The organism is Ferdinandcohnia sp. GQ5 (assembly GCF_059759275.1).
The window spans coordinates 69,149-85,197 of sequence record NZ_JCAXEW010000004.1; the positions used below are offsets into that span (position 1 = coordinate 69,149).

Here is a 16,049-nt window from a genome sequence, read left to right on the forward strand (position 1 = left end):
ACCCCTTATTCAGATTAGAAAATAGGGTAAAGCACTGTAAAAGCGCTTTACCACGTTAAGTTTTTTACTGAGCAGCGTCCTTTAATGCTTTTTCAGGATCTACCATTGTGCTTGGGTTAAAGATTGATTCGAACACATAGTTTAGATTGTCAGATACCTGGCTCCAGTCCTCCACGATGAATGAAGCAGGAGTGTAACCTTCACTCTTTTCAAGCATTGAATAGAACACACTCTTAATTTCGTCTTGTTCAAGCTTTTCGCTTTCAACTACAGATTTTAGAACTGGTAGTTCGAAATCGATTCTAGCTTTGTTAGCTTCCTCACCAGTCCAGAATTTAATGAACTCAAACGCTTCTTCTTTGTGCTTAGAATTCTTAGAGATAGAAATCCCTGAAGAACTTAAGATACTAACACTTTGTCCCTTTTCAAACTTAGGTAATTCAACAACACCATAGTCAATTCCAGCCTCAGTTAACGGGTGAAGCCCCCATGCACCATAGACAAACATGGCAACTTTACCAGATTTCATTTCTGTAGCTCCAGAACCCTCAGTTGAGATGGCATAGCCTTCCTTCAACATATTTTGGAACATGTCAAACACTTCAACTGATTCTTTTGAGTCAAGATTTCCTTTTAAGTTTCCTTCTTCATCAACATAAGCTGCGTTGTTACCCCATAGGAACATTTCGAAATCATAAGGGTCAGGCTTTCCAGAGAAAGCAAATCCAGTTACCTTTGATTCTTTGTTTGTTACTTTCTTAGCCGTTTCTTCAAGATCTTTCCAAGTCCAGTCTGCTTGCGGATATTCAACACCTGCTTCGTCAAATAGTGCTTTGTTGTAATAAACAACATGTGTTGTGTATCCAACTGGTAATCCTAGGATTTGGTCATCCGCTGAGTTATAGTTCCAAAGAGTTTCATAGAAATTGTCTTTGTATTCAGCGCCTTCTTTTTCAATGTAAGAATCAAGTGGCTCTAATGCATCCTTGTATTGTGGGTAGTTCCACATATACATAATATCCGGAGCATCCTTCGCACCCATTCCAGCTGTGATTTTTGTATCATACTCACTTCCGTAAGCCTCTAAAACAACTTCAATATTCTCGTGAGATTCATTGAATTTGTCGATCATATCTTGCTGTAAGCCCACATCATCCCCAACATCCCATGTAGCAAATCGAAGTTTCACCTTTCCATCTTCCGTCGTGTCACCACTGCTTTCCCCAGAAGATGAGCTACAACCTGCTAAAAGCAATATTGTTGCAATGAATAAAAAGAAAATAGATTTGAATTTTACTAGTTTCATAATTGCCCTCCTTTTTATTTGACACCTTCATTATATTTTGAATTTTACTAAATGTAAACGGTTTTATTAATAATTTTACTAAAAACTATTTTTCGTTAGATATGTATTACTTATAGTGTTGGTAAGGTTTAACAGTTTTTTTGTTAGTTTAGTAAACAGAGAGAAAAAGACTTTTTCATTAGTAAAGTGCGCTTATCGGATTAGTTAGTTTTAGTAAAAAATGGGTCACGGGGACAGGTCCCTTGTCCCAGTTGAGGGGATGGATACGGAGGCTGACTCCTGTCTTAGATATGTGGACATGCTTCTGCTCCTAGGGCGTGGAGAATTGAGTTTTGCTGTATTATGAAGGACTTTTCGCATGGGATTTTCGCTCCAAATGATCTTCACGGGCTTATGAAGAACTTTTCGAACGAGTTTTTCACTCTAAATGATCTTCATCGGGCTTATGAAGAACTTTTCGAACGAGTTTTTCGCTCCAAATGATCTTCACGGGCTTATGAAGAACTTTTCGAACGAGGTTTTTGCTCTAAATGGTCTTCATCGGGCTTATGAAGAACTTTTCGAATGAGGTTTTTGCTCCAAATGGTCTTCATCGGGCTTATGAAGGACTTTTCAAACGAATTTTTCACTCCAAATGGTCTTCATCGAGCTTATGAAGAACTTGTCGAATGAGTTTTTCGATTCAAATGGTCTTCATGCTTACAAAACAATTAATCTCATCAATAGTAAAAAGCCGATTCCCCACATATGGGAAATCGGCTCATTTATTTTTTGGGCCCATAAAACAGGCACCTCTAGATCGGACTAATCGTAAATTCAAATTCCATGTCTTCGTTTGGATTTAGCAGGTATTCTGGGTAAACAGGTGCTCCCCAGCTGTCATCTCCTCCAACGCCCATTTGTTTGCATGCTACCGTTACAACTGTGTAATGAACATTTGGCAGTTCATAATGATGGGCAGCATTTTCTAGTTCAAACGCCGTGTAAGGTGAGAAATTACATTCTACTGGACGGGAAGTAGATGCAATTTTAATTCCTTTTCCTTCACGGTTGGTTAGGTTTACCCAACGTACTCCCGTGCGATTGCCAGACTCTTGCGGTTTTACATATCCAGACAAGTTGTCTGCAACTGTATTTTTAAATACCCCGAGCCTTGCGCCAGTAGCGCGGTCTGAATAATTTTCTTCTGGCCCCATCGCGTACCACTCTAATTGGTCATATTCAGCAGAAACCTTAAATGAGAGTGCAAAGATTGGCATTTGCGGAAGGTTGTCAGCGCCATGATAGTTTGATTTTACACGAACACTTCCATCTGCAAATACAATAAACGTATTTTTCACTTCAATTTCCGAATGGACCGAGAAATTATAGGTAAAAGTAACCTCGATATGGTCCTCTTTTTCCTCTACATCCCAGCCAATCGATTTACGAGCTAGACTAGCTGCATACCAGCATCCTGATGTAAACCCTTGAGAATATCCTCTGTCATTGTCGGTTGTTGCTCTCCAGAATAGTGGAAGTAGTGGTGCCTCAATCATCTCTCTACCTCCATATTTCATCGAAATCAGACTACCTGCCTTGCGACAAAACATGATTGTAAAATCAGTACCATGTATACCAACATTCTGTGTTCCGTATGCCACTCGTAGATTCCCGCTAGGAACTTTTGCAATCTGTTTTTTCTCTTCATACACAAATTGGCCAAAAGCAATCTCATAACCAGCATCTGCCCAAATCTCTTCTTCTTTCAGTTTAAAAGATGTATGGATGACATACTCGCCTGCTTCATCAAGTAATTCAGATGGCCAACTAAATTCAATTCGGCCCTCACTTTGTGCAGGAATCACTACTGTTTGTTTCTGATTACGATACAATTCCTTACCATCTAAGAATAAAATGTATTCTAGTTCATATTTTGATGTGTCTTCAAAAAGATTTTCATTTATAATCGTTACGCTTGTTTTATCCACAATAAGTTTTATATTTTGATAGAGATATTTTACTTCTTGCATCTTTGGTGATAGCTCGCGATTGGCATAGACAATGCCATTCGTACAGAATCCGTAATCAGTAGGGCGATCACCGAAATCTCCTCCAGTTGCAAGAAAATCCTGACCATAGCGGTCCTTTTTCACCAAGGATTGGTCAATATAATCCCAAATAAATCCACCTTGGTACATCTCATATTTATTTTCAAGAGCCGTGTATTTGTCCATGCCCCCGAGGGAATTACCCATCGCATGCATATACTCACAGCTTATATAAGGCTTTTCAGGATTGTCAGTTAAATATTCCTCAATATCTGCAGGCTTTGCGTACATCCGACTTTCCATATCGCTTGTGTCATTGTAGTCACGATTATGGAACACACCCTCATAGTGGACAAGTCGACTTGGGTCAACAGATTTAAAGTAATGTGTAACATTTAAAATAACCTCACCTGCATAAGACTCGTTCCCACATGACCAAATCAAGACGGACGGATGGTTTTTGTCTCTCTCTAGCATTGAAACGGCTCGATCTAAGACAATATCATTCCATTCTGGCTTGTTTCCAGGAATATTCCAAGATGGTTCAACCTGCCCCATCTTCTGCCAGGATCCATGTGTTTCCAAATTCATTTCATCAATCACATAGATTCCGTATTCATCACATAACTCATACCAATAGCTTTGATTTGGATAATGGGAGGTACGAACGGCATTGATATTGTGTTGTTTCATTGTTTTAATATCCCAAAGCATGTCTTCCTTAGTAATCGCACGGCCACTACGATGGTTAAATTCATGACGATTGACACCCTTGAACACAATTCTTTCGCCATTGAGTCGCATGATTTTATCCACAATCTCAAACTTACGGAATCCAACCTTTTGTGGAATAACCTCAATAAGCTCACCTGAAGCGTCATAGATTTGGAGATAAAGTTTATACAAATACGGGTTTTCCGCACTCCACAACGTTGGAGCTTCTACTTCTATCTCTACTGAACCTTTTTCATCCGTAAGTGCACTACTTGTTTTTACTACTCTGTTTCCTTCTTTATCACAAAGCTCAGCTACAATTTCGGAGCCAACTGGGAGAGTTGGGAGAAGCTTAAAATCTACTTTTAGCTCTGCCTTTTTAAAAGATGAATCAAGTTCGGTATGAATGTGGATATCCTGTGCATGAATTTTAGGTACGGTATATAGATAGACATCCCTAAAAATACCGGAAAATCTCCAAAAGTCCTGATCCTCTAACCAGCTTCCCGTGCTACGTTGAAACACCTCAACTGCCAGTTTATTTTCACCTTCTTTTATAAAAGGAGTTAATTCAAACTCAGCTGGTGTGAAACTGTCTTCGCTATACCCAACAAATTCCCCATTCAACCAAACGTAGAAAGCGGATTCTACACCTTGAAAAGAAATATACACAGGTTTGTTTTCCATATTCTCTGGTACTTTAAAGTACTTCACATAGCTGCCAACAGGGTTAAAATCCGTTGGGATTTCTGGAGGGCGTATATCTTGATGTCCATCCCACGGATAAATTGTATTCACATATTGCGGCGTTCCATAACCTTGTAATTGAATGTGGCCTGGAACGGTAATATCTCCCCAGGCCGAGCACTCAAAGTCCGTTTCGTAAAAGCGTTCGGGTCTTGAATCAGGGTTGATTGAATAATGGAATTTCCAATTTCCGTTCATGTCGTAACGCATCTTCATTGCAGATGCATCTTTCGCTTCCTCCATTGTTTCATAGTAAACATGGTCAGAATGAGCAGGTATTCGGTTCACTGCAAACACATTTACATCCGTTAGCCAATCGATACTTGGAGTTTGGACTCGTTTTGTTTCTTGAATTTGAGTATTCGCCATCATCATATTCTTCCTTTCTATTCATCTACCAAATGGTGTTTGTTATTGACTGTTTTCTCGAGCATTGTTGCTATTGGTAAAGCCATTATTTAATCACGATGAGTATTACGTTCAGTGATTGGAGCATATGGCACAAGATCCTCGAAAATGCTGGCATTTTCTTCGTGCGGTGTAGTTCCAAGGCAGCAATTTCAACGTCCAGCGGGAATTGAGAGCCAAGCGAGACCACTTAGTGAGGTAGCGACTTGTCCAGTTGCAGCCGCTAGAAACTCGAGAAATTTTCAACTCCTCCTTCAGAGGCAAAATACGCCTCTTTGACGGAGTCTCCGACGCACAGGACGTGGCGCTTTAGTCGGCCAATTTACTCGTTTTTTTGCAAGCCGCCTCCACATTTCGTTGAGGAGGCTTGCCGATTGCCCGCGGAAAGCGAGTGCCATTAGCGGCAATCACCCTGCATTAAAAGCAACAATCTTTTAGAAAGAAGCCCAGTTATTTTACCGATCCCATCATTCCTGCTACGAAATGCTTTTGAAGTAGGAAGAAGATGAGTGCTGTTGGTAATGTTGCAATCACAATTGTTGTCATAATCATCCCGAAATCAGGTGCATGGCTCGAACCAAGATTCGAAATAAGCAATGGAATCGTATGGTTTTCAGGTGACTGTAGTACAACGAGTGGCCACAGATAATTGTTCCAACTTGCCATAAACGTAATGATAGCTGCTGCCGCATAGGTTGTTTTCATCGTAGGTACATAGATCCGGAAGAATACACCAAGCTCTGTTAAACCATCGATTCGTCCCGCCTCTAGGAGCGCTCTTGGAAACATCTTTGTATTCTGTCTGAAGAAAAAGATCAGAAATGCTGTTGTAATACTTGGCAACATAGCAGCAGTTAATGTATCAATCCCAATCCCAGGTGCATATTGAGAAATAGTCCCAAACATCCGGAAGAGCGGAATCATCAGCGCTGCAAAAGGAATCATCATCGAAAGAAGCAAGATATTAAAAACTACATCTTTTGCCTTACTTTGGTAGATTTCAAAGCCATATCCTGCTAGTGATGCAATGACAAGGGATAAAACGGTCGTTGCGATTGAGATGATGGCTGAATTCATTAGCGCAGGAACAAGGTTGACCGAATTTAATAGGTTCTGGAAGTTTTCCATCAAATGTGTTCCAGGCAATAACCTCCCATTTGTTACATCAACAGATTTATTTGTCGCACTAACAATCATCCATAGAAACGGAAAAATAGAGATGACTGTAAAAATAGATAGAATAATATAAACGAAAGACTGTTTTATTTTATGCATTTTTATCACCTGCTACTTTGAACTGAATGATCGAGAAGAAAATGATCATAATCACGATTGCATATGACACAGTCGCAGCATAGCCAAAATCAGGAGTATATTTAAATGAGAGGTCATAAATATACTGAGAGATTGTTAATGTTGCATTACCAGGTCCACCCTTTGTTATGTTCATTACTTCATCAAATAATTGAAGCGTACCAATGGTTGATGTGATGGATGTAAATAAAATAATCGGCTTTAGCATTGGAATTGTGATTTTAAAGAATTGTTGAAAAGCATTTGCACCATCAATTTTTGCTGCTTCATATATTGAGTTATCCACATTTTGCAAAGCAGATAGATAAAAAATCATATTATAGCCTGTCCAGCGCCATGTGATGGCGATAATAATCGTTACCTTTGCCCAAAAAGGATCTGTGAGCCATTGAATCGGTTCTGCGATCAGCGAGAGATTGATCAGCATTTTATTAATAATGCCATCTGTACTAAATAAATATTTGAATACGACCGAATACGCGACAAGTGACGTAATACAAGGTAAAAAGATGGCCGTACGAAAGAATCCTTTTAGCTTCAGACTTTTATTATTTAACATCACCGATAAAAACAATGCCAGAATGATCATGACAGGTACTTGGATGATCAGGTAGATTACTGTATTTTTCACAGCCGTTATAAACGTCGGGTCCGTAAATAGCCGCTTGTAATTTTCGAAACCTACAAACTGTAGATTTGTGCCAGCACCTGATTGAAAAGAAAGAATCAGCGCTTGGACCATTGGATAGAAGTAAAATATACAAATCATGGCCGTTGCTATTGAGATAAACGACCAGCCAATTAACCCATTTTTAAACCGGAGTTTGTTGTTATATTTTCTTGGTTTCGTCTCTATGTTCTGCTTCGTAGTTGCTTGTATCACTTCTCTCAACTCCCTACTAATCTATATAAGAATAGCCTCGGAAGAGCCCACTTCCGTACTGCAGGTGAGTTCCGAGGACTATTAAATTCGAATCTATTATTTGATTTGTGTTTCCGCTTGTTGTTGTGCATCTTCTAGGACTGTGTCTAAGTCTTGTCCATTCAGATAATTTTGCATGGCCACAATTAAAATACTTTCAATCGCATATGTGTGCATCCCATAGTTAACTTGTGGAATTTCTTCAGCCCATTTCGAAAAATCGGAGACAATAGATTGTCCACCAAAGAATTCATCTGTTATCTGATAGGCTTCTCCTTCTGTAGCCGGGATATAAGTACCAATTACCCCAATTTCAGTTACTAATTTTTGATACAAATCTACATTCGAACCAAATGTCTTTGTAAGGAAATCAACTGCGTTCTCTTTACCCGGAACATTAAGAACATACCACGATGCACCACCTAGGTTGGATGCATTCACAGATTCAATGCCTGGAAGAGTTGGATGTGGAGCTACAGCCCACTTACCAGATTGAGAGCTTTCGGCTTTGATGGAAGGAGTAATCCAGTTCCCAGTCGTTACTGTCGCAACTTCTCCACCGTTAAATGTAGCCAAAAATTGATTCCAGTCTGAATGAAAATTCATTAGGTCGTTCTCAACAAGTTCTTTATAAATCTCAAATGACTTTTTAAGAGCCTTATTATCAGCTATATGTGGCGTAGTCCCATCTTCCTTGACGTACCACTCACCTGCTGACTGAATCATGGTATGAATAATTCCTAACTCATTTGGGTCAAGCGTAAGTAATCTCTTCCCTGTTGCTTCTTTTACTTTCTTACCAATTTCAATGTATTCTTTCCAATCGATGTTTTGTAAGTCTTCAACCGTATAACCCGCTTCTGCTAAGTAATCTGTTCTCACGTATAATCCAGTTACTCCTGAGTCAAATGGAAGACCGTAGTTTTCGTCATTTACACTCGTTGCTTCAACTTTATATGGAACAAAATCTTCTGTTTTATAAGTTCCAGTGAGTGGATGGAACATGTCAGAATACGCTTGTAAAAAACTTTGTGCACGATAATCCTCAATTAATACGATATTTGGCAATCCTTTCGTTGTCCCAGAACTTAAGCTCGTATTTAGCTTTTGCACAATGTCATCTTGCGCATTTTCAATAATCTTGATGTTGACGTCTGGATTTTCAGCAGCATACGCTTCTTTTGCTAATTCAATTGCTTTAATGTTAAAGTTTGGATCCCATGCCCAAACAGTAACCTCATTTGAATCTGAGTTTCCCTCTGGTTCAGTACTATTCGAAGACCCCGAAGAACACGCAGCCAACAAAAGCATGCTAACCATTAATAGTGCAATTACTTTCTTCATGTTTGAATCCCCCTTAAGAATGTCAGTTAATGTAAGCGTTGTCCTCCTTACATTTTCAATGTTATCATCACCTTGTGTGCATGAGTTAGGACGATATTTTTGTAAATTTGTGATATTTTTGTATGTTGGTTACGCTTCCATTTGCTGACTTAGATTATCTTTAGGTTTTGTGAATTTTTTTAGCTTTTTTGTATTGGAAGTGTGATACGAACCTTTGTCCCTTCTCCGAGATTACTTGAGATCGTCACACCATAGTCTTCTCCATATAATAGCCGGATGCGTTCGTTAACATTCCGAACACCGATCCCACTGAACATATGTTGTTTGCGCTTCGTATCCGGAAGTATATGATCGGTAGACACTTCCATACCGTCACCATTATCTAGGATCTCACATATGAGGGTATCCTCTTCTTTCCAAACGAGAACATTAATGGTCCCACCACTCTTTTTATTGAAGCCATGGAAAAAGGAATTTTCAATAAATGGTTGTAAAATGAGTTTCGGAATTTGGACATCATTGCTCTCCGGTCCGATAAAATAATTTACTCGAATTCGCTCACCATATCGTTTCTGATTAATAAAGACATAGCTTTTTAAATTATCTATTTCTTGGTCCACAGTGATTGTTTCACTAATATTGCCAATGGTATTTTGGAGGAGAGAGATTAGCGCATTGACTGTTTCGGTTGCTTCTTCTTTTCCACCTTGCTGCACCATGAACTTGATTGAAGTTAACGTATTATATAAAAAATGTGGATTGATTTGTTGCTGGAGTGCCGCTAATTCTGCATTTCGTTTCTGTTTTTGGCTCAGTACAAGCTGGTCTACATACTCATGAAGCTCATCAAGCATTGAATTGAAGGCTTGACCAATTTGTCGTGTTTCATACGTACCCGTTACCGGTATATAGTGATCAAAATCATTTTTTGGGGTATTTTCAATTTGCTTTACGAGTTTTGTCAACGAATTTGTCAACCTTCTTGAGGCAAAAAACACAATGATAATCGCTAGGATCATAAATAGTACGCTTATCATGACAATTGATTTTTTATCAATGATATCCTTAAATGCTGTTTGTTTATCAATTAAATTGACCAGATACAAATTCATGGTAGGGCTAAATTCTGACATAATAATATGATCTTTCCCCTTAAAATCTGTATCCATATAATTCTTTTGTTGATCCTCTAATTGGATGGCATAGTTAAGAAGTTCTACTTCTTTTTTTCCAATGAACTCCTCCCGATTACTAGATAAAATGGTCCCCGACGGATCCATCACTAGCACGTCATTTCCTAAACTAGTATAGCTACTATAAAACTTTCGAAAATCTTCTTCTAGAATCGTAAAGTACATGGAACCATAAATATAGTTTGACGTACGTTCCATAAATGCCTTTGATGCAATAATGAATTGATCATCCTTTTGTTGTTCAAGATGATAAAGCAGTTTTTTAGGCTGTTTTAGTGTAGCCGTAGTAATGAAGTGATCCTGCAATCTTTCATCGGATAAGGCCCATGAAGGTCGATCCGTTGCATAACTAACACCATTTATACCATGGACCAAAATGCTAACATTATAAGCTTCTACACTTGATTCTATCGTTTCCAATTGTGAATTTACTTGATAATAATAGCTACCCAACATACGATTTGAGTGATTACCTGTGAGAAAACTCTTAACCGTTCCGTTTTGCAAAAGTTTATTCGAAGCGATCACAATCGAATAATGAAAAGTACCTAAGCTCTCTTTTATCTGGTCCATCACCTTGCTATTGTTAAAACTAAATCGCTCGACAAAAAACTTCTCTGACATTCGGAAAGTGGTCCATGATATCAATGAGGAAACCGTAACAATGATAACGATGGTAAGAAGAAACATTTTATAAAACAGACTATTATGTTTAAATCCATTACGTAAAATTCTCATGTACATCTCATCTCTTTTTTCGTCTAAATTTACTAGGTGACATTCCGTGTACCTTTTTAAAAACTTTACAGAAATAACTATGATCCGAATAACCAACCATTCCACTAATTTCTGAAATGGGTGCTGTATCCTTTAGCAGGAGCTGTGAAGCTTTTTCAATTCGAACTTTATTCAAATACTCAATAAATCCTTCTTTATTATGAGTCGAAAAATAGCTGGACAAATACGAAGGATTAAAATGGAAATGTTCGGCTACACCAGCAAGGCTTAGTGGTTCCGCATAATGGACTTCAATATATTGCAGGATTTTTTTCATATTCAAATTAATCGGTTGATTCTTATCCGATTGTAGGCATTTGTTTACTTGTTCAAAAAAAGTTAGTAGAATTTCGACCGTTTCAGTAGATGATTGAGCCTCATTAATTGATCTGAAATATTCATACTTGGCATTCTCTATCTCCGTGAAATCGTACTCCGAATTACCAAGAAGAACGGTAATGTGAAAGATGATATGTTCAAAGAATGATTTAAACTCAAATACATCTGTTGTATAGCTTGTAGAAAATGAAGTTACATAATCCTGCAAATAGCTGAAAGCATCTTGGAAACGTTCTTGCTTACATTCGTTTGTGAACCAGTCTATCTTAAAAGGTTCAATGTTAGGAATGTCTCTTTGTAAATCTTGCTCCCGTAAAAGAGGGATGTCCGGAAAATAAAATCGATATTGCATTAATTTTGAAACCTTCTCACGATAAATGAGTCCAATCTGTGAGAAGTTTACGAACGGATCACTTAGAACAAAGCCTGAATCCGTTTGGCTTTCTGCCACCATGTTTGCAAAATCAACGACCCTTTGGGTCTGGTCTTTATTTACATTCAGAAGAATGACGGTTTCATCTTTAGTAAAGGGAATCATGTGATAGATTCCTTGGTCTACAAATGATTGAAACTGTCCGGTGATTCGTTCCTGTATTTGACTGCGTTCAACCCGTGGAAGGTTCCCACTAAAAACAACCCCTAATAGATAGAAACTGTCATAAGGAAACACCCTAGCTATCAGTTCGGCATCGTAATCTGTTTCATACCCTGACATGATCTTATCAATGACATGATCAATCGATATGTGATCCTGTTGTTTAGTCTCAATTGCATCTGCAGAGGGTAATTTGCTTACTGCTTTATTTAGCACGCTTAAAAGTGAATGAGCATCCAGCTTGGGCTTTAGTATATAATCAACAACTCCACTTTGAAAGCTAGACCGAACATAATCAAACTCTCCGAAACTACTTAATACGATGATTTCAATCTCTGGATATTTTGACTTTACGTTTCTGGTCAATTCTTCTCCGTCCATAATTGGCATTACAATATCAGTAATGAGGATTTGGGGCTGCGTTTGTTCAATGATCTCAAGAGCTTCCTTTCCATTTGAAGCTTCCCCGACAATTTGAAAACCTTCCTGCTCCCAATTCACATAATGTTTGATCCCCTGTCTAATTAAGACTTCATCATCAACAATCACAATTTTACACAATTCCTTTGTTGCCATTTGTTGTTCACCCTATTTGCAAATTTTTAATACCTATTATACACGTCTATGTCTTATCTCCCTCGCGAACAAATATATGAAACCATTTCCTTTGCTGCATAAGAAACATACTTGTCTTTTTTTAATATAATTCCTATCTTCCAGATAATAGTTGGTTCAATCGGAATGGCTTTAATGAGACTTTGGTCTACTCTTTTCGCAAGGGATTGAGGAAATATCGAAACGCCCAGATTCTGCTTCACCATCTCCGTAATAAAGTCCCAATACGTACTTTGGTACGTAACATTGGGGCGGAACCCGGCTTTTAAGCATTCCTGCAGAACTTGCTGATAGAGAGTGGAATCATCTTGAAAATGGACAACTGATTCATCCTTTATGTCGATTATAGACACCTTTTCTCTAGTAGCAAGAGGATGAGAAGAATGAACAAATAACATCATCTCCTCCTCTACTATAGGAATCACATCAAATTCATCTTCCTCTACAGGTAATGGGGCCACACCTAAATCAAGTATCCCTTCTTTTACCGAATCCTTTATTTTTAGTGCACCATTTTCAACTAGTTGGATCGAGATATCAGGATGTAAATTTCGAAATCCTTTTATAATTTTTGGGAAGAACAAATATCCAATAAGAGGAGGCACCCCAATTTTCAGCTTTCCTTTTTTCAAATTCATCATGTCATTTAAGAGCGAAGATAAATCATCTATCTTCTCTAAAATCTTTTTTCCTTCCTCAAATACAATTTCTCCTGCAACGGTTAACTCGATCCTCTTCGCTGTCCGATCAATTAGTTCCACTTTCAACTCATCTTCAAGATTTCTTACCATTTTACTAATGGTCGGTTGCGTTAAGCAAAGGACTTGAGCTGCACGAGTAAAGCTCTTTTGCTTTGCCACTTCAATAAAATAATATAATTGCTTCGTATCCATTGTTCGACTCCTTTATAGATAGTGTTCATGACTGGTAACGTTATTATTCATTTTAGCTATATGTAGAATTTTGTACAAATTTTCGAAGATGTTGCAAACCAAAGGCGTATCGGGCTAAATGTTGAATCATAGATAAAATGCATAGGTTTAATAATTAATATTCATTTTACTTATGTTTTTATATCAGTTACATTATTAATTGTTAGGGTAATAATATCTTGAATTAAAGATTCTTTAATTAAGTGTTTATTGTTTTTCTATTATTACTTGATTGTACTTATCGAGGGGGTGTTGATAGAGATTCACATTGATTCAAATTGATGTAAACGTTACTTCTAAAGACTTAACAGCATGAATAAAGGGGAAAATTAAAATGGATATATTAGGTATATTGGGGATCTTATTAGGTATCGTCACAATCGTTCTCTTTATTATTAAAAAGTTCAATATCATCGTTGCTGCACCTATAGCGACGATTGTCGTGTTGCTTTTTAACGACGTACCGATACTCGAAACTGTATTCGGCAAGGAAAACTCGTATATGACGTCTCTTGCTGGGTTTATTGCATCCAATTTCGCGATTTTCTTATTAGGTTCTATCCTAGCGAAGTACATGGATAAAAGTGGGGCAACGGTTTCAATTGCAAATAAAGTATTGTCTGTAGTAGGAACCAAAAATCCGTACAACGCATTAGTGGCATTGTTTATTATTTCTGCTTTGCTTACGTACGGTGGTATTAATGTATTCGTGATTATCTTTGCATTAATTCCAATGGCGAAACCAATCTTTAGACAACTAAATCTTTCGTGGAAATTAGTTACCATACCCGTATTTGGTGGTACTTCAACATTCACAATGACGATGTTGCCAGGGGCACCTTCATTACACAATGTTGTTCCTTCAACGGCTTTAGGTACTACATTAACGGCTGCGCCGGTTATTGGAATTGTTACTTCCATCGTAGCCATACTATTTATTCTAATTTTTATGAAATTCTCGTTGTCCAGAAGTATAAAGAAAAACGAAACATTTAATGTAGATGAGAAGGTTGAAAGTGGTAATGAGGCATCTAAACGTGACCTCCCACCATTCCTTTTCAGTTTACTTCCTATTATCGTGTTATTGGGCATCATATTAGTATTTAGTTCTGTAAGTAACATCATTATTGTCGCTCTTATCGCTGCGATTGTGTTGAGCGCTTTAATATTCCGCAAACAAATTGCACAACAAAAAGATGTATTAAATCAGGGTGCGAACGAATCGTTATCTTCCACAATTACTACTGGTAGTACGATTGCGTTTGGTAGCATTGCAACAAGTGTTCCTGCGTTTAAGGGCGTATTCCAATTGATTCAATCGATTCCTGGACCTCCAATACTTTCATTAATGATTGGGACAGGTCTTATCGGGGGTATTACTGCTTCAGCGGTTGGTGCAATCGGAATTTCTGTTTCGAATTTTGCCCCTATTTATTTGGAAATGGGACTAGACCCTGAAACAGTTCACCGCGCAATCGCAATCGGTTCTGGAGCACTATCAATTGTCCCTTACTCTGGATTCTTGATTATCTTTAACAATATAACTGGTTTAACAATGAAAGACACTTTCAAAAATGGATTTATCAGTATTAGTGTTACCCACTGGATTGCAATGGCAGTTATTGTCATCATGACAATATTAGGATTAGCTTAAGTTGAATGAATCTTTGCAAAAGACGTGACAATAAGGACTTTATTTTAGAGTGCTTTTTGTAATAAAAAAAATCATCTGGAGGAATTGATCATGAGTAAAAAAATTGGATTTGTTGGATTAGGAACAATGGGCTTCCCAATGGCAGTTAACTTAAAGAAAGCTGGGTTTGAAGTTATCGGTTATGATGCATTTAAAGGTGTTTATGAGAAAGCAGAAGCTGCTGGATTTACTATGGTTGATACGTTAAAAGAAGTGGCGGAACTAGCCGACGAAGCAATTATCTCAATGGTACGTGACTATGCGCAAAATGTAGATGTAATCTTCAGTGAAAATGGACTATTATCTGCACAGCCAAAAAATAAAACAGTTATTGTCATGAGTACCCTTGATCCTCAAACAATGAATGAATTAGGTGAAAAAGTTGAAAGTGAAAGTGATTTATCATTAATTTCAGCTGCAGTAAGTGGAGGTCGTTCAGGTGCAGAAGCTGGAACACTATCCATTATGACAGCTGGTAAAGAAGAGATTGTAAAGTCTTTCCATCCATACTTTGACGCAATCGGTTCTAACACATTCTACTACGGTAGCGAGCCAGGTAACAGCCAAGTAGCAAAATTAGTGAATAACATGATTCTAGGCGTGAACATGAATGCAGTGGCTGAAGGACTTAAATTAGGTAAACATTATAACTTACCTGAAGAAGAAATCTTAAACCTATTAAAAGTAAGTACTGGTGATAGCTGGGTCGTTAGAAATTGGAGCGATGTATCTGAGTGGACAGCAGAAACTGCATTATCCGTTCTACTTAAAGACTTAATTGCTACTTACAACCAAGGCATTAAACATAATGTATCTATGCCGTTCAATGCCTTATCTTCTACACAATTATTTGACTCTATGGGTAAAGAAAAACCAAAAGCGTAATTTAGTTAGTCGGCCTTCCGGTGAATCGGAAGGCTTTTTTTGTGGCTACAAATTTTGTTTGGTCCGATATAATAGTGTTTTGGTCCGATATAGTAAGATTTATGTCCGATAAAATTCAGTACTTGTCCGATATCCTGCCAGCATTGTCCGATATTTACGGAGTTTTGTCCGATATCCTCTGATTCAGAAGTTAGTTCTTATGAACCCACTCCAATATCGTTTTAAAAGCTGCGAC

10 protein-coding genes are annotated in these 16,049 nt (G+C 37.9%); 2 read left to right on the forward strand and 8 right to left on the reverse strand.

What is annotated here, in order from left to right:
• Nucleotides 1-64: 64 nt before the first annotated feature.
• The 8 genes from AC6CHV_RS06365 to AC6CHV_RS06400 form a co-directional block, all read right to left on the reverse strand.
• The gene (locus tag AC6CHV_RS06365) at nt 65-1,306 is read right to left on the reverse strand and encodes an extracellular solute-binding protein (RefSeq protein WP_498078351.1); all 1,242 of its coding nucleotides are present in this window, start codon (nt 1,304-1,306) and stop codon (nt 65-67) included.
• A 794-nt stretch (nt 1,307-2,100) separates the two neighbouring features.
• Nucleotides 2,101-5,166, reverse strand: coding sequence for a beta-galactosidase, LacZ type (gene lacZ, locus AC6CHV_RS06370; RefSeq protein ID WP_498078352.1), 3,066 nt, complete (start codon nt 5,164-5,166; stop codon nt 2,101-2,103).
• A gap of 489 nt (nt 5,167-5,655) precedes the next feature.
• Nucleotides 5,656-6,480: an ABC transporter permease subunit gene (locus tag AC6CHV_RS06375; protein WP_498078353.1), complete on the reverse strand. Its 825-nt coding sequence runs from the start codon at nt 6,478-6,480 to the stop codon at nt 5,656-5,658.
• Nucleotides 6,473-7,399, reverse strand: coding sequence for an ABC transporter permease subunit (locus AC6CHV_RS06380; protein ID WP_498078519.1), 927 nt, complete (start codon nt 7,397-7,399; stop codon nt 6,473-6,475). Before AC6CHV_RS06380 ends, AC6CHV_RS06375 begins: the two co-directional genes overlap by 8 nt.
• 99 nt (nt 7,400-7,498) lie before the next feature.
• Nucleotides 7,499-8,785, reverse strand: a complete 1,287-nt coding sequence (locus AC6CHV_RS06385) for an extracellular solute-binding protein (RefSeq protein WP_498078354.1) — start codon at nt 8,783-8,785, stop codon at nt 7,499-7,501.
• Between the two features lie 179 nt (nt 8,786-8,964).
• The gene (locus AC6CHV_RS06390; RefSeq protein ID WP_498078355.1) at nt 8,965-10,716 is read right to left on the reverse strand and encodes a histidine kinase; all 1,752 of its coding nucleotides are present in this window, start codon (nt 10,714-10,716) and stop codon (nt 8,965-8,967) included.
• Nucleotides 10,717-10,723: 7 nt separating this feature from the next.
• Nucleotides 10,724-12,265 (reverse strand): response regulator, encoded by a 1,542-nt coding sequence (locus AC6CHV_RS06395; protein WP_498078356.1) that lies wholly within the window; start codon nt 12,263-12,265, stop codon nt 10,724-10,726.
• Between the two features lie 53 nt (nt 12,266-12,318).
• Complete coding sequence (locus AC6CHV_RS06400) at nt 12,319-13,197, reverse strand: LysR family transcriptional regulator (RefSeq protein ID WP_440272863.1); 879 nt, start codon at nt 13,195-13,197, stop codon at nt 12,319-12,321.
• A 373-nt stretch (nt 13,198-13,570) separates the two neighbouring features.
• Between AC6CHV_RS06400 and AC6CHV_RS06405 the strand changes: the two genes are divergently transcribed.
• Both AC6CHV_RS06405 and AC6CHV_RS06410 read left to right on the forward strand, forming a co-directional pair.
• Entirely contained in the window at nt 13,571-14,890 is a 1,320-nt protein-coding gene (locus AC6CHV_RS06405) for a GntT/GntP/DsdX family permease (RefSeq protein WP_498078357.1), read from the forward strand.
• Between the two features lie 75 nt (nt 14,891-14,965).
• Complete coding sequence (locus tag AC6CHV_RS06410) at nt 14,966-15,814, forward strand: NAD(P)-binding domain-containing protein (protein WP_498078520.1); 849 nt, start codon at nt 14,966-14,968, stop codon at nt 15,812-15,814.
• The last annotated feature ends 235 nt before the right edge of the window (nt 15,815-16,049 follow it).

Coding starts and splice junctions, on each gene's coding strand:
- AC6CHV_RS06400 (WP_440272863.1), bottom strand. CDS start 13,197: ATGGATACGAAGCAATTATATTATTTTATTGAAGTGGCAAAGCAAAAG.
- lacZ (WP_498078352.1), bottom strand. CDS start 5,166: ATGGCGAATACTCAAATTCAAGAAACAAAACGAGTCCAAACTCCAAGT.
- AC6CHV_RS06390 (WP_498078355.1), bottom strand. CDS start 10,716: ATGAGAATTTTACGTAATGGATTTAAACATAATAGTCTGTTTTATAAA.
- AC6CHV_RS06365 (WP_498078351.1), bottom strand. CDS start 1,306: ATGAAACTAGTAAAATTCAAATCTATTTTCTTTTTATTCATTGCAACA.
- AC6CHV_RS06375 (WP_498078353.1), bottom strand. CDS start 6,480: ATGCATAAAATAAAACAGTCTTTCGTTTATATTATTCTATCTATTTTT.
- AC6CHV_RS06395 (WP_498078356.1), bottom strand. CDS start 12,265: ATGGCAACAAAGGAATTGTGTAAAATTGTGATTGTTGATGATGAAGTC.
- AC6CHV_RS06405 (WP_498078357.1), top strand. CDS start 13,571: ATGGATATATTAGGTATATTGGGGATCTTATTAGGTATCGTCACAATC.
- AC6CHV_RS06385 (WP_498078354.1), bottom strand. CDS start 8,785: ATGAAGAAAGTAATTGCACTATTAATGGTTAGCATGCTTTTGTTGGCT.